This window comes from Geodermatophilus sp. SYSU D00815, assembly GCF_054050035.1.
Genome location: NZ_JBJGYO010000003.1, coordinates 210,983 through 228,471 on the forward strand (window position 1 = coordinate 210,983; position 17,489 = coordinate 228,471).

21 protein-coding genes are annotated in these 17,489 nt (G+C 74.8%); 12 read left to right on the forward strand and 9 right to left on the reverse strand.

Going from position 1 to position 17,489, the window contains the following annotated elements; genetic code table 11:
* Positions 1-21 precede the first annotated feature (21 nt).
* Entirely contained in the window at positions 22-2,277 is a 2,256-nt protein-coding gene (locus tag ACI78S_RS05545) for an ATP-binding protein (protein ID WP_456971225.1), read from the forward strand.
* Here ACI78S_RS05545 and ACI78S_RS05550 read toward each other — a convergent pair.
* A complete protein-coding gene (locus ACI78S_RS05550) occupies positions 2,258-2,911 on the reverse strand; it encodes a hemerythrin domain-containing protein (protein ID WP_456971226.1) in 654 nt (217 codons plus the stop codon). The two genes, ACI78S_RS05545 and ACI78S_RS05550, sit on opposite strands and share 20 nt — an antisense overlap.
* Before the next feature lie 122 nt (positions 2,912-3,033).
* Between ACI78S_RS05550 and ACI78S_RS05555 the strand changes: the two genes are divergently transcribed.
* Together ACI78S_RS05555 and ACI78S_RS05560 are read left to right on the forward strand one after the other, a co-directional pair.
* Entirely contained in the window at positions 3,034-3,456 is a 423-nt protein-coding gene (locus tag ACI78S_RS05555; protein WP_456971227.1) for an SRPBCC family protein, read from the forward strand.
* Positions 3,457-3,562: 106 nt separating this feature from the next.
* On the forward strand, positions 3,563-3,967 hold the full coding sequence (locus tag ACI78S_RS05560) for a hypothetical protein (RefSeq protein WP_456971228.1): 405 nt from the start codon (positions 3,563-3,565) through the stop codon (positions 3,965-3,967).
* Between the two features lie 91 nt (positions 3,968-4,058).
* On the opposite strand, the gene ACI78S_RS05565 is transcribed toward ACI78S_RS05560, so the two are convergent.
* A complete protein-coding gene (locus ACI78S_RS05565; RefSeq protein ID WP_456971229.1) occupies positions 4,059-4,673 on the reverse strand; it encodes a hypothetical protein in 615 nt (204 codons plus the stop codon).
* A 283-nt stretch (positions 4,674-4,956) separates the two neighbouring features.
* Between ACI78S_RS05565 and ACI78S_RS05570 the strand changes: the two genes are divergently transcribed.
* Positions 4,957-5,433, forward strand: coding sequence for a nitroreductase/quinone reductase family protein (locus ACI78S_RS05570; protein WP_456971230.1), 477 nt, complete (start codon positions 4,957-4,959; stop codon positions 5,431-5,433).
* A gap of 1 nt (position 5,434) precedes the next feature.
* Here the strand turns inward: ACI78S_RS05570 and ACI78S_RS05575 are convergent, their stop codons facing one another.
* On the reverse strand, positions 5,435-5,965 hold the full coding sequence (locus ACI78S_RS05575) for a hypothetical protein (RefSeq protein ID WP_456971231.1): 531 nt from the start codon (positions 5,963-5,965) through the stop codon (positions 5,435-5,437).
* Between the two features lie 217 nt (positions 5,966-6,182).
* Here ACI78S_RS05575 and ACI78S_RS05580 point away from each other — a divergent pair, with 217 nt between their 5' ends.
* Positions 6,183-7,730 carry a long-chain-fatty-acid--CoA ligase gene (locus ACI78S_RS05580; RefSeq protein ID WP_456971232.1) on the forward strand — a complete coding sequence of 516 codons (1,548 nt, stop codon included), beginning with the start codon at positions 6,183-6,185 and terminating at the stop codon, positions 7,728-7,730.
* Between the two features lie 138 nt (positions 7,731-7,868).
* Positions 7,869-8,663 (forward strand): class I SAM-dependent methyltransferase, encoded by a 795-nt coding sequence (locus ACI78S_RS05585; RefSeq protein ID WP_456971233.1) that lies wholly within the window; start codon positions 7,869-7,871, stop codon positions 8,661-8,663.
* Between the two features lie 3 nt (positions 8,664-8,666).
* Here ACI78S_RS05585 and ACI78S_RS05590 read toward each other — a convergent pair whose 3' ends face one another.
* The 5 genes from ACI78S_RS05590 to ACI78S_RS05610 form a co-directional block, all read right to left on the reverse strand.
* Positions 8,667-8,870, reverse strand: a complete 204-nt coding sequence (locus ACI78S_RS05590) for a hypothetical protein (protein ID WP_456971234.1) — start codon at positions 8,868-8,870, stop codon at positions 8,667-8,669.
* Entirely contained in the window at positions 8,867-8,995 is a 129-nt protein-coding gene (locus tag ACI78S_RS05595) for a hypothetical protein (protein ID WP_456971235.1), read from the reverse strand. Before ACI78S_RS05595 ends, ACI78S_RS05590 begins: the two co-directional genes overlap by 4 nt.
* A 401-nt stretch (positions 8,996-9,396) precedes the next feature.
* Positions 9,397-10,614, reverse strand: a complete 1,218-nt coding sequence (locus ACI78S_RS05600) for a diguanylate cyclase domain-containing protein (protein WP_456971236.1) — start codon at positions 10,612-10,614, stop codon at positions 9,397-9,399.
* A 225-nt stretch (positions 10,615-10,839) separates the two neighbouring features.
* Positions 10,840-11,421: a TIGR03086 family metal-binding protein gene (locus ACI78S_RS05605; protein ID WP_456971237.1), complete on the reverse strand. Its 582-nt coding sequence runs from the start codon at positions 11,419-11,421 to the stop codon at positions 10,840-10,842.
* Between the two features lie 30 nt (positions 11,422-11,451).
* Positions 11,452-11,601: a hypothetical protein gene (locus ACI78S_RS05610; protein WP_456971238.1), complete on the reverse strand. Its 150-nt coding sequence runs from the start codon at positions 11,599-11,601 to the stop codon at positions 11,452-11,454.
* A 193-nt stretch (positions 11,602-11,794) separates the two neighbouring features.
* Between ACI78S_RS05610 and ACI78S_RS05615 the strand changes: the two genes are divergently transcribed.
* On the forward strand, positions 11,795-12,166 hold the full coding sequence (locus tag ACI78S_RS05615; RefSeq protein WP_456971239.1) for a hypothetical protein: 372 nt from the start codon (positions 11,795-11,797) through the stop codon (positions 12,164-12,166).
* A 3-nt stretch (positions 12,167-12,169) separates the two neighbouring features.
* Here ACI78S_RS05615 and ACI78S_RS05620 read toward each other — a convergent pair whose 3' ends face one another.
* The gene (locus tag ACI78S_RS05620) at positions 12,170-12,628 is read right to left on the reverse strand and encodes a nucleoside 2-deoxyribosyltransferase (protein ID WP_456971240.1); all 459 of its coding nucleotides are present in this window, start codon (positions 12,626-12,628) and stop codon (positions 12,170-12,172) included.
* A gap of 226 nt (positions 12,629-12,854) precedes the next feature.
* Here ACI78S_RS05620 and ACI78S_RS05625 point away from each other — a divergent pair, with 226 nt between their 5' ends.
* The 5 genes from ACI78S_RS05625 to ACI78S_RS05645 are packed head-to-tail and all read left to right on the forward strand — an operon-like array spanning position 12,855 to position 17,479.
* Positions 12,855-13,742 carry an ABC transporter permease gene (locus tag ACI78S_RS05625; protein ID WP_456971241.1) on the forward strand — a complete coding sequence of 296 codons (888 nt, stop codon included), beginning with the start codon at positions 12,855-12,857 and terminating at the stop codon, positions 13,740-13,742.
* On the forward strand, positions 13,739-14,578 hold the full coding sequence (locus tag ACI78S_RS05630) for an ABC transporter permease (protein ID WP_456971242.1): 840 nt from the start codon (positions 13,739-13,741) through the stop codon (positions 14,576-14,578). Before ACI78S_RS05625 ends, ACI78S_RS05630 begins: the two co-directional genes overlap by 4 nt.
* 18 nt (positions 14,579-14,596) lie before the next feature.
* A complete protein-coding gene (locus ACI78S_RS05635; RefSeq protein ID WP_456971243.1) occupies positions 14,597-15,685 on the forward strand; it encodes an ABC transporter substrate-binding protein in 1,089 nt (362 codons plus the stop codon).
* Positions 15,685-16,464 (forward strand): ABC transporter ATP-binding protein, encoded by a 780-nt coding sequence (locus ACI78S_RS05640; protein ID WP_456971244.1) that lies wholly within the window; start codon positions 15,685-15,687, stop codon positions 16,462-16,464. Before ACI78S_RS05635 ends, ACI78S_RS05640 begins: the two co-directional genes overlap by 1 nt.
* A gap of 19 nt (positions 16,465-16,483) precedes the next feature.
* A complete protein-coding gene (locus tag ACI78S_RS05645; RefSeq protein WP_456971245.1) occupies positions 16,484-17,479 on the forward strand; it encodes an isopenicillin N synthase family dioxygenase in 996 nt (331 codons plus the stop codon).
* The last annotated feature ends 10 nt before the right edge of the window (positions 17,480-17,489 follow it).

Below are 17,489 nucleotides of genomic sequence, written 5' to 3' on the forward strand. Positions count from 1 at the left end.
GCGCTGCTACCTTCCCCGCCGATGAGCGAGGGACCGGGCGTGTTCGCCGAGCAGCTGCGGCGCTTCCGCGAGCGGGCCGCGCTCACCCAGGAGGAGCTCGCCGAGCGCGCCGGCGTCACCGCCAAGGCCATCGGCGCGCTCGAGCGGGGCGAGCGGCGCCGTCCGTACCCGCACACGGTCCGCGCGCTCGCCGACGCCCTCGGCCTCGGCGACGCCGACCGCGACGCGCTCTCCGCCGCCGCCCGGCCGGCCGCGCCGCCCGAGCCGCCGGTCCCGCCCGGCGTCCCGCTCCCCGCCGCGCCGCTCATCGGCCGCAGCCGCGAGCGCGAGGAGCTCGCCGCGCTGCTCACGGACGGCACCACCCGGCTGGTCACGCTCACCGGCCCGGGCGGCGTCGGCAAGACGACGCTCGCCCTCGACGTGGCCCGCGCGGCCTCGAGCGCCGTCACCGTCGTCGAGCTCGCCCCGGTGGGCGAGGCCCGCCTGGTCGTGCCCACGCTGGCCCGCGCCCTCGGCGTCCGCCAGCTCGCCGACCCGCTGATCGACGCCGTCGCCGCCCACCTCGGCAGCCGCGACCACCTCGTCGTCCTCGACAACGTCGAGCACGTGCTCGACGCCGCCGGCGACGTCGCCGAGCTGCTGCGCCGCGCCCCCGGGCTCACCGTGCTCGCCACCAGCCGCGCGCCGCTGCGCATCCGCGCCGAGCGCGACTACCCGCTCGCGCCGCTCCCGGTGCCGGGCAGCACGCACCCCGACGACGTCGGCCGCTCCCCCGCCGCCCGGGTCTTCCTCGACCGCGCCCGCGCCGCCGGCCGCGACATCGCGCTGGACAGGTCGGCACCCGACGTCGCCGCCATCTGCCGGCGCCTCGACGGCCTCCCGCTCGCCCTGGAGCTCGCCGCCGCGCACGCCCGCTTCCTCGACCCCGCCGCCCTGCTCGCCCGGCTCGACCGGGTGGTGGGCGAGCCGCGCTCGCGCGATCTGCCGCAGCGTCAGCGCACGATCCGGGCCACCCTCGACTGGAGCCACGACCTGCTCACCTCGGCCGAGCAGGTGCTGCTGCGGCGGCTGTCCGTCTTCGCCGGCGGCTTCCGCCTGGAGGCCGCCGAGCACGTCAGCGGCGGCGACGTCCTGCCCGCGCTGGAGGGCCTGGTCGAGCAGTCGCTGGTCGTCGCCGAGCACGGCCGCTACCGCCTGCTGGAGCCGATCCGGCAGTACGCCGCCGCGAAGCTCGCCGAGGCCGGCGAGACCGCGGTGATCGCCGGCAGCGCCGCCGACTTCTTCCTCGACCTGGCCGCCGACGCCCGCGCCGGGCTCAAGGGCCCCGACCAGGGCGACTGGCTCGACCGGCTGCAGGCCGAGCACGGCAACCTCGGCGCCGCCTTCGCCCACCTGCTCCAGGCCCGCCGGTACGGCGACGCCGCGCTGCTCGGCGTCGACACCTGGATGTACTGGGCGCTGCGCGGCAACGCCGTCGAGGGGCTCGGCTGGCTCGCCCGCGTCCCCGACGACGGCCTCGACGCCCCGGAGCGCGCCGGGCTGGACGTCGCGGTCGCCGCGCTGCGCTACGCCTCCGGCGACATCCCCGGCATCGTCGCGCCGGCCGCCCGCGCCGTCAGCAGCGCGACCGAGGTCGGGGACGACGAGCTGCTGGCCGAGGCGCTGGTGCTCGGCGGGTCGGCGGCGGTGTTCCTCGGCGACGCCGAGCGCGCGAGCCGGCTGGTCGCAGAGGCCCGCGACGTGGCGGCGCGGTCGGGCAGCCGCTGGGCGCAGGCGCACGGCGCGCAGCTGGAGGCGCAGCGGCTCATCCGCTCGGGCGCCCCGGCCGGCGCCGGCGCCGTCCTCGACGAGGCCGAGCGGGTCGCCCGCGAGCTCGGGAGCCCGTTCACGCTGGCCACGGTCCTCAACGCGCAGGCCAGCCTCGCCAGGGTCAGGGGCGAGGACGACGCCGCGCTCGCCCACCTGCTGGAGGTGGTGCAGCTCGCGGCCGGCATCAGGACGACGTGGAACACCGCCTACGCGCTGCCCGACCTGGGCGCGCTGGCCGCCGAGCGGGGGCAGCCCGAGCTCGCCGCGGAGCTGTTCGGCGCCGCGGCGGAGGCGGCGGCCACCACGGTCGCCGTCCCGCCCGACCCCGAGCACGCCAGCCGGCTGCTCAACGCCGTCCGCGCGGAGCTCGGCGAGGAGGCGTTCCGGCGGGCCTGGGAACGCGGCCGGCGGGTGGAGCCGGCCGACGTCCCCGGCCTCGCCGCGCGGATCACCCGCGTACCCGCCTGACGTACTTCCGGTACCTGCGGGCGAAGACGGTCCGGAACAGCAGCCGCGCCGGCGGCGGCACCTTGGCGTACATCTCGGCCGCCTCCTCCGGGGTGGCCTCCTCCAAGATCATCCAGCCCATCAGCGGCAGGTCGGACCTCTTCATCTGCCCGAAGCCGTGGTCGCCGAGCTCGGTCCACTCCTCCTGAGTCACGTGCCGCTCGGCGAGCGGGAGGATGTGCTGCTCCTCCTCGGCGAGGTGCTCGAACAACCCGTCGGCGAGGTCCTGGAACAGCGCGGCGACCTCCGCGGTCACCGCCGGGCGCGCCTCGGCCTCCCAGCGGGCCAGCGCGGTCCGCAGCTTCTCGGTGCACTCCTCGACCCGGTGGTGCTGGGCCTCCATGCGGTGGATCAACGCCTCGTCGGGCGGGCAGCGCTCCAGCAGCTTGGGCCACAGCAGCTCGTCCTCGCCGGAGTGGTGCAGGTGCAGCCCCGCGAGGATGCGACGGCCGTGCTCGGCCAGGACGGCGGCGCGGGCGGTGTCGCCGGCGGGGACGGCCCGCACGAGCCGGGGCATGAGCCCGAACTCGCGGCGGAAGGCGCGGTGCACGACGTACATGTCGTGGACGTCGGTGAGGGTGGCGGTCTCGGTCATGGCGACGAGCCTGCGGCCGGACCGGTGCACGGAACACCCACAGCGGTCCCACACCCGCCCCCACAGTTCGAGGTCGGTGTGCCCTGTCGCGGCCGGTGGGGACGGCGGCACACTGCCGCCCCATGAGCACGGTCCGCCGCGAGGTCGTCGTCGCCCGCCCCCGGGCCGCCGTCTTCGACTACCTCGCCGACGTGTCGCGGCACCACGAGTGGGAGAGGGACCTGGTCCGCACGGAGATGGTGGACGACGGCCCGATCGGCGTCGGGTCCCGCGGGGTCGAGGTGCGCCGCGTGATGGGGCGGGAGATGCGCTCGCCCTTCGTCATCACCCGGCACGAGCCGCCCGAGCGGCAGGACTTCCACACCACCGCCGGCCCCGTCCGGCCGGACGGCGTCCTGCGCTGCGAGGAGGACGGCGCGGGGACGCGGGTGTCGTACGAGCTCACGGTGGGCGGCCTCCTCGGCCCGGTCATGGCGCGGGTGATCGGCCGCGGCATGGACCGCGACCTCGCCACCCTCAAGCGGCTCCTGGAGGAGGGCGGCTGAGGCAGCGGCGCGTCGTCATCTGCTGACAGCGATCCGGGCCCGGGTCGGCAGGTGCCGTGCGGCGCGGCTGGCCCGTCTGCGCGAGGCCCTCCCCCACCCTGACGCCGTGGGCTACTTCGGCACCTTCATCTACTCCGACGGCCAGTGGCGCGACCGCGCCGACGGGACGCCCGAGCTGGTCGTCGACATCCACGACAGCGACATCGCGACCGTCGACTACCGACCCGCTCCCCCGGGGCTCGGCCGGTTCTACCTCGGCATCCAGCCGCGCGACTACTTCGCCGACCCCGACGCCAGCCGGCCGCTCGACGTCCCCGCCGAGGTGGACGGCTTCGTGAGCTGGGCGCGGCAGACCCTCGGCCGGGCGCCGCACCCCGAGGACGTGCGCGACCTGGTCGCCGAGGACGGCAGCACGGTGCCGGACACCGACTTCGTCGAGGAGACCGTCGCCGAGCTGCTCCAGCTGCTCGGCCTGCCCCTGCCGCCGGCCCTCGACGAGGTCACGAGCTAGTCCGCTGCCGGGGCCTTCCTCGCGCTCCGGGGGTGCTGCAGGACCCCTGGAGTACGAGGAAGACCCCGGGAGCGGCGGGCCGCTTCCGGTATCAGAAGGTCCACTCCCAGCCCCCGTCGGTCCCCGCCACGAGGAACACGAGCGAGCCGTGGTCGACGGGCGAATCCAGGATCACGGTGCCCCGGTACTGCTGGGCGTCGCCGAGGAAGTCCTGGGTGATCCGCCGGCTCTCGTGGAGGCACGAGTAGGAGTTGCCGTTCAGGCTGGTGACGGTCACCCCGTCGGGACCGATCACCTGGAACTGGTCGGCGGTGAACAGGACCGGGATGCCCTGCTCGGTGTAGTTGGCGGTCGTGCTCGCCCGGATGTCGACGGCGATGTAGTGGCCGTTCGCCGGCGGCTGGGCGAAGCCGCTGTCGCAGACCGGGTTCACGGTGATGTTGTCCACCGCGAACGAGAACACCTGCTCCTTGCCCGTCGTGTCGGCGAATCCGCCCTCCTGGCCGAGCTGCTTCACGATGTTGTTGCGCTCGTTGTGGGACGGCGTCGCGGCGGTCGTCGTCGGAGCGGTGCTGGTGGTCGGCGGGAGAGCGCTGCGAGAAGTGCTCCCGGCTGCGGCGGCCTCCGAGACGTCGTCACCACCGCACGCCGTCAGCGGGAGACAGGCGAGGACGAGAGCGGCCGACAGCGCGGCAGGTGTCTTCATGGGCAAGGCTTCTCCGTCGTCACACGTACCGATTCGACTCGGCAGCGTGTTCCGTGTCCCGCAGGCAGACCAGTCACTGCGGCCGAGGAGTGACCGAACCGGTCGAGATTTGGCCCTTCCGAGCGATGCTCGCGACCAGCCGGCGGTCTTGCGGTGCTGCGCCCGCGTCTGCGGTCCTGCACGACCGCGAACGCGCGCACGACACCGCGGGAGCAGTGCGCGCCCCAGCCCCTTTCCGCGGCAACCGACCGGTGGGACGCTGCGCCGCGAGGGAGGGAGTGCCATGACCGGAGCGGCCACCCGACCACCCCGCGTACCGCCGAAGTGGTTCGTGCGCGCGGCCTGGTGCGTCCACCGGGCGCTGTACCGGGTCAGCGGCGGCCGCTTCCTCTGGACCCCGGCGAACAAGCGCGGCTGGGGCGCGCTGCGCCTCACCACCGTCGGGCGGAGGTCCGGCCAGGAGCGCAGCGTCATCCTCGGCTACCTCGAGGACGGCGCCGACCTCGTCCTGCTGGCGATGAACGGCTGGCAGGAGGGCTCGCCGGCGTGGTGGCTCAACCTCCAGGCCCACCCGGACGCCGTCGTCCGCCTGGCGCACCAGCAGCCGCGCCCGGTGCGCGCCCGCGCCGCGACCGGCGAGGAGCGGGACCGGCTGTGGCAGCGCTGGCGCGCGGTCGACCCGGACCTCGACGGCTACGCGGGACGGCGGTCGACCGAGACGCCGGTCGTCGTCCTCGAACCCCGCGACGCGACCGCGTGACTCAGCCGACCGCGGGGATCGTCACCTCGCGCTCCCCGAAGCGGGCGGTCAGCGGCCTCGTCGGCGTGATCCCCTCCGGCAGCTCCACGACGGTGACGTGCCCGCTGAGGTCCGCGGTGCAGGGGTCCCGGTCGGGGAAGAGCGGCCCCAGGCGGACCTCGATCGCCTGGTCGCCCACGACGTCGAGGCCGTGCGGGCCGCTGGGGCAGCTGCTGCTGCCGTAGCCGACCACCGCGAGGTAGCGGCCGTCGTCCACCCACGCGACCGTCGGCTCGAACAGCGGGAGGTCCCCGGGAGCGGTCGGCGGGACCGGCTCGGACCGCATCGGCTCGGGGGGCACCGGCGCCGGGGAGGGCTCCGGCAGCACCTCCACCGAGGGCCCGGGGGTCGGGCCGAGCACGAACCCCGGGCCCTCGCCGAGCGCGAACTCCGCCACGTAGGGCAGCGGCTCCCCCGGCCCGCCGGCGCCGGCCCCGCACGCGGCGACCACGGCCGTCGCCAGGGCGAGCAGCGGGAGCCGGCGGTCGATCACGGCTCGCATGGTGCGGCTCGGCCGTCGCCCGGTCCAGCACCCGCGCCCTGCTCACGTTCGGATGACACGGCGTCACGCTGCGTTCAAACGGTTGGCATGCCCAACCCCCGCAGGCGTGACGCCTCCCCTCCGAACGAGTGGGCGATCTTGTGAACCCTCTGTGAGGTCACTCACCGTGATCGCGACCGCTCCATCCGACGGAACAGGGGGATCCGCCGTGAACCTCACCCAGGGCCTGCACCGGGCCGCGCAACACGACCCGGCCGGCGTCTCGACCATCTGCGGGCCGCGCGTCCGCACCCACGCCGAGACGCTCGACCGCGTCGCCCGGCTGGCCGGTGCGCTGCAGGGCCTGGGGCTGAGGACCGGCGGGCGCGCCGCGATCCTGTCGCTCAACTCCGACCGCTACGTCGAGTCGGCCTGCGCCGCGCTCTGGGCCGGCGGGGTCGTCGTCCCGGTGAACACGCGCTGGAGCGTGCCGGAGATCGTCGACTCGCTCGTCGAGATCGACGCGCGGATCCTCGTGGTCGACGACGCCTTCGCCGCCATGGCCGAGGACATCCGGTCGGCCCACCCGCGGCTGCAGCACGTCGTCCACGCCGGAGACGGCCCGGCGCCGGCCGGCATGCTCGCCTACGAGGAGCTGGTCGCCGCCGCGGCGCCGGTCGAGGACGCCTACCGGCACGGCGACGACCTGGCCGCCATCCTCTTCACCGGGGGCACCACCGGCCGCTCCAAGGGCGTGATGCTCAGCCACGCCAACATGATGACGTCGATCTTCGGCTGCCTGGCCACCGAGCAGTTCCTCACCCCGGGCGGCACGTTCCTCATGGTCATGCCGATGTTCCACGTCGGCGGCCTCGGCGTCGCCTTCGCCCAGGTGACCCGCGGCGGCCGGCAGGTGATCATGCCGGGCTTCGACCCGCTGGCCGTGCTCGAGGCGATCCCCGAGCACCGGATCACCGACCTCGGCCTCGTGCCCACGATGATCCAGATGCTCGTCGACCACGAGCGGGTCGAGGAGTTCGACCTCACCAGCGTCGGCCGGGTCTTCTACGGCGCCTCCCCCATCTCCGAGGGGCTGCTGCAGCGCGCGATGAAGACCATGCCCGAGGCCGCCTTCAGCCAGCTCTACGGCATGACCGAGCTCGCGCCGTCGGTCACCTTCCTCTCGCCCGAGGACCACGACGACCCGGTGCGCCGGCGCTCCGCGGGCCGCCCGCTCGCCCACGTGCAGGTGCGCGTCGTCGACAAGGACGGCGCCGAGGTGCCCCGCGGCGCCACCGGCGAGATCGTCGTCCGCGGCGGCAACGTGATGCTCGGCTACTGGGAGCGCCCGGTCGAGACCGCCGAGGCGCTGCGCGGCGGCTGGATGCACACCGGCGACGGCGGCTACATGGACGACGACGGCTTCGTCTACATCTGCGACCGCATGAAGGACATGATCATCAGCGGCGGTGAGAACGTGTACTCCGCCGAGGTCGAGAGCGTGCTGAGCCTGCACCCCGCCGTCGCGATGTGCGCCGTCATCGGCGTCCCCGACGAGCGGTGGGGCGAGCGGGTGCACGCCGTCGTCGTCCCGGTGGCCGGCGGCACGATCACCCTGCCCGAGCTGCGGGCCTTCTGCGCCGAGCGGATCGCCGGCTACAAGACCCCCCGGTCGATGGAGCTGGTCGAGGCCATGCCGCTGTCAGCCGCGGGCAAGGTGCTCAAGACCGAGCTGCGCAAGCCGCACTGGGACGGCCACGTCCGCGCCGTCTCCTGATCCCGACGACGCGGTGCCACCGCCCCGGGACCCGGCAGGGTCCCGGGGCGGTCGTCGTGCGGGTGGCGTCGCGGCGGCCCGCCCCCTACACCGCGGGCTGATCCGCTGCCAGGCTGGCGCTCTCCCGAGGAGGGCGCCATGACCGACTACGCGCTCGCGGTCAGCGAGGCCGAGGTCCGCCGGTACCGCTTCATGGCCGAGCGGGCCCGCGCCGACGAGGCCGACCACTGGCGCCGCGCGGGCATCGGCCCCGGCGCCGTCGTCGCCGACGTCGGCTGCGGCCCGGCCGCGGTCGCCGTCCAGGTGGCCGACGTCGTCGGCCCGTCCGGCCGGGTGCTCGCCGTCGAGCCCGACGCGTCGGCCCGCGCCGCCGCCCGGCAGGTCATCGCCGCGTCCGGCGCGACCAACGTCGAGCTCACCGCAGGGACCGGCACGAGCAGCGGCCTCGCCGCCGGCTCGGTCGACGTCGCGATGATGCGGCACGTCCTGGCCCACAACGGCCCGGACGAGCAGCGGATCGTCGACCACCTGGCCTCGCTGGTGCGGCCGGGCGGCAGCGTCTACCTGGTGGACGTCGACGGGACGGCGGCGCGCACCCTCGACCTCGACCCGGAGCTGGACGACCTGTTCGAGAAGTACCTCGAGTTCCACCGCCGCCGCGGCAACGACCTGATGACCGGGCTGCGCCTGCGCCGCCTGCTCGAGCGCGCCGGGCTCGACGTGGACCTGCACGAGAGCCGGTACACGATCGCGACGCTGCCGCCCGGGGTGCAGGCACCGATGTGGGCCGCCCGCGACGCGATGGTCGCCGAGGGCGTCGCGACCGCCGACGACGTCGCCCGCTGGGAGGCCGCCGTCACCCGTGCCGACGCCGCCGCCGCGCGCCCGACCTACTTCGCCCCCGTCTTCGTCGCGATCGGACGGCGGCGGTAGGCCTCAGCCGGACTGCTCGAGGTTGCGCGCGTCCCACTCGTTCGGCGAGCTGCTCCACACCAGGGACGCGGCCACCTCCCGGCCGTCGGGCAGCGTGACCCGCAGCAGCCCCTGGTGGATGTCCTCGGCGGGGCCGTGGCCGGCCGGGTGCGTGCAGCGCACCTCCCGCCCCTCGGCGACGACCACGTACGCCGGGCACGAGGTCACGGAGCCACCACCGACCTGGGGAAGGGGTCGTCGCCGGAGAGGTCGCCGACGGTCGCGACCAGCGGCAGCGCGACGGCCGCCGCGAGGACCACCGCCGTCGCGGCCAGCTTCCGGACAACACGCACCGACGCACTGTGCCCCGCGGACCGTCACGGTCCGTGGCGGCCGGCCCGCGGTGTAGCCCGTCCGGGGGCGGGTTCCACCCGTGCAGGCGACCCGTGGGCAGAGCTCGGGCCCCGCTCGTCTTCCCCCGTGCAGGACGAGCGGGGCCCGGAACTTCCCCCTGGTGCGGGCTCCCCCTGCCCGCACGGAGAACTCTGGCGGGCGAAGCGCGCGATCAGCTCCACGCATCCGCAAGAAAACCGCAGGAACCGCGAACCCCTACCGGCCTCCGCGACGATGACAGGGGTGAGGTGGCCGCGACCGGTGTCCGGCAGCCGGCCTTCCCCGTGGGCACGGGCACCGGCGCCGGCGCGGCCACCTCCCCGGCGGCACGCCCGTCGGCGGGCGCGGCGACGGCGCGCCGTCAGGCGGTGAACTCGCCGACGTCGTTGCTGTGCAGCACGCCGCGGCCGCGCTCCTTGGCGCCGTACATCGCGAGGTCGGCCTCGCGCAGGACGCTCTCCAGCGCCGTGCCCGGCCCGGCGACGGCCAGGCCGATGCTGGCGCTCACCCGCACGCTGCGCCGGCCGACCTCCACCTCGTCCACCAGCGCGCGGGCCAGCCGCTGCCCCACGGCCTCGGCGGTCGCGAGGTCGAGCCCGGGCAGGATCGCGGCGAACTCGTCACCGCCGAGCCGCCCAACCAGCGCGTCGGGCACGTCCTCGAGCTGCTCGCGCAGCCGGTCGGCCAGGCGCACCAGCAGCTGGTCGCCGACCGCGTGCCCGCCCCGGTCGTTGACCTCCTTGAACCGGTCGACGTCGACGAACAGCACGGCGCCGCCGCAGGCCGCGAGCGCCGCCCGGCCGGCCTCGAGCAGGTACGCCCGGTTCGCCAGGCCGGTGAGCGGGTCCTGCCGCGCGACGCGGGTCATCGTCCGGCGCCAGCCGTCGGCCTCGGTGGCGACCGTGGTCAGCCGGTCGACGGCCTCGTGGAGACCGGCCCGCTGCCGGTCGTCGGCGTCCGGCGAGAGCTCCCGGACGGCGGCGGCGAGCAGGTCGAGCACGTCGTCGAGCGGGCGGCGGGTGGCCACCGCCTCGAGCACCCGGTTCTGCACGGCGAGCAGGGCGGCGTCCCACTGGTGCATGGCCACCTGCCGGCGCAGCGACAGAACGGTGCGGACCAGGCGGACCTGGACGAGCAGCACGTCGAGCTCCTCGCCGGAGAAGCTCCGCGGCGCGTCGTCGAAGACGCCGAGCGAGCCCAGCACGTAGCCGTCCTCGTCGACCAGCGGCACCCCGAGGTAGGAGCGGATCGCGCCGGCGACGACCGCCGGGTTCGCGGCGAACACGGGGTGCGCGGTCGCGTCGGGCACCTCCAGGGGCACGCCCTCGGCCACCACGTACGCGCAGAACGACAGCTCGTCGGGCACGTTGGAGTAGGGCACCCCCACGCCGATCTCGGCCGGGAAGCACTGCCGGTCGGGGCCGACGAGGTTGATGATCGCGATCGGCGCGCGCAGGGTGCGGGCCATGTAGCTGACGACGGCGTCGAGGTCGGGGTCGCCGGCGTGCCCCTCCAGGCGGTAGCTGTCGATGGCCGCGAGGCGGGCCGGATCGGCGACGGCGGCGCGGGGGCTCAGCACGCGCGCACCGTAGCCGCCACCAGTCACGTTGTGAACACGGAGCGGCATCGCCCGTCGCGAACGGCCCCGCTCCGGGGTCGATCTCGTGGTCCGCGGGTCCGGCAGCCCCCGCGGAGCACGAACCCGACCCCGGGAGGGACCCCTCGCCGGCTCGGTCGGCCGTCCGGGCCACCCCCCGGGCGCTCGGCGCCGCGGGAGCGGGGACGTCGCCGCTCGAGCCGGCGATCAGGCGGTCCAGCGGGGGTCGCGGCCGGTCTGGCCGAGCAGCCGGTCGAACGCCGGGGCGTCGTCCGGCACCGGGACGACGGGGCCGTACATCGAGTCGCGCACCTCCGGCGAACCGGCGGCGAGGTCGACGGCGAACCGCAGGCAGGCCTCCACGGCCGCGGGGTCGGGGCGGTACTCCTGGCCGGTGGCGGCGGCGAGGTCCCAGCCGTGCACCAGCACCTCGTTGAGCGCGACCACGCCCATCGCCGCGCCGGGCATGCGCGCGCCGCCCACCTCCGTCAGGCCCTCCCAGGCGGCGGGCTCCCGCCACGCGGCCGCCAGCGCCTCGAGCCGGGCGGGCAGCTCGGTGCGCCACTGCGGCGTCAGGTCCTCCGCCGACGCCCGCGGCCCGCCGGCGAGCGGCGACTTCTCCGCCCCGTGCCGGAACGCCAGGGTCAGCCCCACGAGGTGGTCGAGCAGGCCGGCGACGGGCATGCCGGGGCAGGGCGTCGGGTCGCCGAGCTGGTCCTCCCGCACACCGGCGACGATCCGGGCGACCTCGGCGGTCTGCGGGCCGAGGTCGAGCATCTGCGTCTGCATGCCCGGTAGGACCGGGTCGGCGCGGTCAACTCATCGCGGCGGCGCGGGCTCCGTCGTCCGGCGCAGCGACGCGGCCGCCGCGGCGAGCACCGTGACGTCGAGCCACTCCAGGAGGAAGCGCGAGCCGTGCACCTCCACCACGGTCGCGCCGGGAGGGAGGGTGCGCTGCGTCGTGCTCATGTCGACATGTCAGCACCCGTTCGTTGCGGACATGTCGACTCGCCGCGTCGCTCCGGTGTCCAGGCATAGGAAGCCATGCCTGCGGTTTCCGCCGCGAATTCGCAGGCATGGCTTCCTATGCCTGGACCCCGGGCAGCACGATCGTCCCCAGTCGGAGACACGCGGGTAACGCCGCCGCACGAAGGTCGGGCGCATGACCGCACTGGAACGACCACTCGACCGGCCGGTCCGGGCCGCCGCCCTGGGCCGGGTCGCCGCCGCCCTCGCCGGGGCGTCGGCGGTCGTGCACCTGCTGCTGCTCGAGGCCAGCTCCCTCGGCTCGCTGGTCATGCTCTTCATGGCGCTGTTCTGCCTGCCCTGCGCCTGGCACCTGTGGCGGCACCCCACCGCGACCACCTGGGGCCTGACCGCCGCGGTCGACGGCGCGATGCTCCTGCTGCACGCGCAGATGCTCGCGACCGCCCCGCACCACGCGCACGCCGCCGCGCACCCGCTGATGTGGACCGGCCTCGCCCTGGTCACCGGCCAGCTCGCGCTCGCCGGCGCCGCCGCGCTGCGGCGGTAGCCCTCAGCCGTCGCGCCACCGGCGCAGCACGGGCAGGACGTCGTCGGCGCTGGTGACGACGCAGCCGACCGACTCCACCAGCCCGCGCAGGAACAGGTTCAGCCCGCGCCCCTCCATCGGCCGGCCGTCCCGGGCGACGGCGCGGCTGTCGGTGAGCACGCCGACGATCCCCCGCCGGCGCGGGTCGCCGGCCGTCAACCCGGCGAACAGGCCGACCTCGGCCGCGGTGCCGTCGTCGACCATCGGCCCGTCGAGCACGGCCACCACCGCGTCGGCCGCGTCGATGCCGCGCCGGTCGGTCTCGTGGACGACCGCTGCGGCCATCTCCTCGGCCGGCACGAGGAACTCCTGCTCGTGCGGGACGAAGACGTCGAAGCCGTCGGCCCGCAGGACGGCGGCCAGCTCGTCCAGGTAGCGGCGCTCGACGGGGGTGAACAGCGGACCGGCCAGGTAGACGCGCACGGGCCCAGCCTCGCGCCCCGTCCGCGACGAGCACGTTTCCGGCCGTGACAATCATGTTTCGCCGGTTGACCGGCGATCGCTCTCCTGCTCAGATCGTCGGCAATTCGACGTCAGCTCTGTTGGAACGAAAGTGTTCCTCGACAGAACTGACCGATCCCTCCCGGGAGCTGGGCGGTGCGGCTCCGTCCCGGGATCCGCCGTCCCGCCTGCCCCGAGAGGGTCGTGGATGTCCACACCACCACGGGCGCTGCCCCTGCCGGTCCAGGAGCAGCGCGCGACCAGGCCGGCGCTCCCGCCCGTCGGGAACGCCGCCGGCCCGGTCCGCGCCCTCGATCCGGCCGGCCTGCCGGGCGGGCGGCGCCGCCGGCTGCTCTCGCCGTCCTCCCGCGACGTCGTCGTCGCCGTCGTCGTCCTGGTGGCCCTGTGGCAGCTCGCCGCCGACGTCTTCTTCCCCGGCTCGTTCGCGCTGAGCTCGCCGCTCGACGCCGCCCGGCAGGGCTGGGCCGACCGGGACCTGCTGCTGGTCAACACCTGGGCCACCGTGCAGGTCGCGGTCGCCGGCTTCGCCGTCGGCAACCTGGCGGCGCTCGTGCTCGCCGTCGGCTTCGTGCTCTCGCCGCTGGTCGACCGGATCCTGTCCCAGTTCGCGCTGGCGCTGTACGCGCTGCCGACCCTGGTGCTCGCCCCGATCCTCAAGCTGTTCCTCGACCCGCAGGGGACCCGGATCACCGTCGCCGCCCTCGTCGTCTTCTTCCCGACCCTGATCGCGGCCGCCGCCGGGCTGCGCGCGGCCACCCCCGATGCCCTCGACCTCGTCCGCTCGCTGGGCGGCACCCGGTGGACGGCGCTGCGCCGGGTACGCCTGCGCGGCGCGCTGCCGGGAGTCTTCTCCGGCCTGCGGGTCGCGGTGCCCGGTGCGCTGCTGGGCGCCATCGCGAGCGAGTGGCTGGGCGCCGACACCGGCCTCGGCATCTTCATGGTCAACGCGCTGGGCTACCTCAACACGGCGCGGGTCTACGCCTGCGTCGTCGTCCTGGTGCTGCTCACCGTGCTCGGCTACGCGCTCGTCGGCCTCGGCAACCGGCTGGTCAACGGCTGGCAGGTGCAGCGGTGACCGCCACCGTCCGCCGCGCCCCCATCCGGACGACGGTCACCCGGCGGGTGCTGACCGACTTCGGCTGGCTGGTCGCCTCGCTGGCCGCGATGGGTCTGCTGTGGCAGCTCGCCGTCACCACCTTCGGGCTGGACTCCTTCGGCACCAAGAGCGTCGCCGACGTCTGGGCCTTCCTCTTCTCCGAGGACGACGCCGCGCTCAACCGGTCGGCGATCGGCACGGCGCTCGGCGAGACCGCGGTGCACGCCGTCACCGGCTTCGTCGTCGGCATGCTGGTCGGCGCCGCGCTGGCGATCGCCTTCGTGCTGCTGCCCGCGCTGGAACGGCCGCTGATGCCGGTGCTGCTCCTCACCCAGGCGCTGCCGGTGCTCGCCGTGCTGCCGCTGTTCGTGCTGCTCTTCGGCCGCGGCATGGTGGTCACGCTGGTCATCACCACGCTGGCGGTCTTCTTCCCGACCTTCGTCATGGCCAGCCAGGGCCTGCGCGCCGTTCCGGCGGACCAGCTCACCTGGTTCCGCAGCCTCGACGCCGGCCGGGTGGCCACGCTGGTGCGGCTGCGGCTGCCCTCGGCGGTGCCGAACCTCTTCGCCGCCGCCCGGGTCGCCGTCCCCTCGGCGATGTTCGGCGCGATCGTCGCCGAGTGGCTCGCCACCGGCGACGGGCTGGGCTACCTGATGATCACCGCCTCGACCGGCGCCGGCGGCTACTCCGAGCTGTGGGCCGCCGTCGCCGTCACCACCGTCTTCACGATGGCCTGGTACGCCGCCGTCGGCGTCCTCGAGGCCGTCTGCCTGGGTCACTTCGCACCGGACCGGCTCCGGCGCTCCCCCCACTGAGAACCAGAAGGAGTCCCCGTGGACCTCGACACCCTCGCCGCCCGCCAGCTGAGCCGGCGCAGCCTGCTGGCGGGCGGCCTGCGCCTGGGCGCGGGCGCCGTGCTGCTCGGCGGCGGCGCCACCCTGCTCAGCGCGTGCGGCTCCGACGGCGGCGGGGCGTCCGGCGGCGCCTCCGGCACCGTCGACTACCAGCTCTCGTGGACCAAGGACTACGAGTGGGGCGGCAGCTACCTCGCCGACGCCCGCGGCTACTGGGAGAGCCGCGACGTCACGGTCAACCTGCAGGCCGGTGGCGGCAACTCCAGCCCGGTGCAGGCGGTGGCCTCCGGCCAGTCGCTGGTGGGCAGCGCGTCGCTCGACGAGGCCGCCCAGCTCGTCGCCGACGGCGGCGCCGACCTGGCGATCATCGGCGCGACGTTCCAGAAGAACGGCCTGAACATCCTCTCCCGCGGCGACGCCCCGATCAGCACCCCGGAGGACCTGCGCGGCAAGCGGATCGGCGTCTTCGCCGCCAACGACCCGCAGTGGTCGCTGTTCCTCAAGCTCAACGGCATCGACAAGTCCGAGCTCACCGAGGTGCCGGTGCAGTACGACGTCACCCCGCTGGTCACCGGGGACGTCGACGGCTTCCAGGGCTACGCCGGCGGCGAGCTGACCACGCTGCAGTCGCAGGGCATCGAGCCGACGGTGATGCTCTTCGCCGACTACGGCTACAACCCGGTGTCGGCCGGTTACATCGTCCGCCGGGAGTCGATCGAGGACGCCGACGTCCGCCGGACCCTCGTCGGGTTCCTCTGGGGCGAGATCCGGGGCTGGGAGGACGTCGTCTACAACGACGGGGTCGCCGAGGCCGCCCGGCTGACCGTCGAGGAGTACGGCCGCGACCTGGGCCTGGACCTGGAGACCCAGCGGGCCTCGCTCGAGGCGCTGATCGGGTACGTCTCCACCGAGTACACCCAGCAGAACGGGCTGCTGCGGATCTCCCCCGACTCGCTCACCTCCTCGCAGGTCGTGCTCGACGACTCCGGCATCGACGTGGCCATCGAGGACCTGGTCACCGCCGAGCTGCTCGACGAGGCCTACGACGGCAAGAGCCGGCTGTCCTGATGACCGGCCTGCTGCTCGACGACGTCGTCAAGACCTTCCCGCTCCGCGGGGAGACGGTGACCGCCCTCGACCACGTCGACCTCGAGGTCGCCGAGGGCTCGCTGGTCGCGCTGGTCGGGCCGTCCGGCTGCGGCAAGTCGACGGCGCTGCGCATCCTCGGCGGGCTGGAGGGCTGCACCTCCGGCCGGGCGCTGGTCGCCGGCGAGCACCCCGACGTCGCCCGCAGGAAGCACGCCATCTCCATCGCCTTCCAGGACTCCGCGCTGCTGCCGTGGCGCACGGTGGAGGAGAACCTGCGCCTGCCGCTGCAGATCACCGGGCTGCGCCGGTCGGCCGCCGAGCTGCGCGACCTGCTCGCGCTGGTGGGCCTGTCGGGGTTCGAGTCGGCCAGGCCGTTCCAGCTCTCGGGCGGGATGCGCCAGCGGGCGGCGATCGCCCGCGCGCTGGTCACCGAGCCGCGCACCCTGCTGCTCGACGAGCCCTTCGGCGCGCTCGACGACCTCACCCGCCGGCGGCTGAACCTGGAGCTGATGCGCATCTGGAGCGAGCGGTCGATCACCTCGCTGCTCGTCACCCACGGCATCGGCGAGGCCGTCTTCCTCGCCGACCGCGTCGTCGTCATGTCCCCCCGCCCCGGCCGGGTGGTCGCCGACGTGCCGATCGACCTGCCCCGCCCGCGCACCCCCGAGCTGCTGCGCAGCCCCGAGTTCCACGCCTACGAGGACACGATCGCCGGCCTGCTCTTCGGTGACCGCGCCCCCGCCACCGCCACCCACTGAACCGAGGAGCGATCCCCCCATGGCCACCGTCAAGAGAGGGACCACCGTCCCGGTCATCGACCTCTCCGACTTCCTCGCCGGCGGCGACCCGGGCCCGGCGGCCGCCGCGGTCCGCGACGCGTGCGAGAACGTCGGCTTCTTCCAGGTGACCGGCCACCGCGTCCCGCAGGAGCTGCTCGACGGCGTCGTCGCGTCGATGAACGAGCTCGTCGCGCTGCCGCAGGAGGTGCGCGACGGCATGTCCTCCCCCACCGGGCACCCGTTCCGCGGCGTGCGCACCGAGCGCGACGACGTCGGCGACATCCGGGTCAGCCGGCTGCAGGTCAACGTCTTCGACGACGGCGACGCCGCGGTGGCCGCCGGGGTGCCCGTCGACTACAGCGACTACTTCCACCCCAACGTCTGGCCGACGCAGGTGCCGGGCCTGCCCGAGACCTGGCGCGCCTGCTTCGCCGCCACCCGCGACCTCGGGCGCTCGATCATGCAGCTGTTCGCGCTCGCCCTGGCCCTGCCCCAGGACCACTTCGACGAGGCGCTCAAGGTCGACGTCTCCACCTTCTCGGCCAACCACTACCCGGCCCAGGAGCAGCTGTCGACGCCGGACGACCCGCGGGTGATCTTCCCGGCGCACACCGACTCCGGCGTGCTCACCGTGCTCTACCAGACCGGCGACTACACCGGCCTGCAGGTCTTCGCCGACGACAGGAGCTGGATCGACATCCCCGTCGTCCCCGACTCCTTCGTCATCAACATCGGCGACCTCATGGCCCGCTGGACCAACGGGCGGTGGAAGTCGACCACCCACCGGGTGATCGCCGCGTACGAGCCGGGCCGCTCGCGCGTCTCGATCCCCACCTTCTACCTGCCGGCGATCGACACGGTCGTCGAGCCGCTGCCCTCCTGCGTGGACGACGGCGGCCCCCGGTACGAGCCCGTCACGCCGTACGAGTGGGAGGCGATCTTCCTCGAGCGCTCCCGCAAGCGGCTGGCCCGGTCCGGCTTCGCCACCTACTGACCAGGAGAGA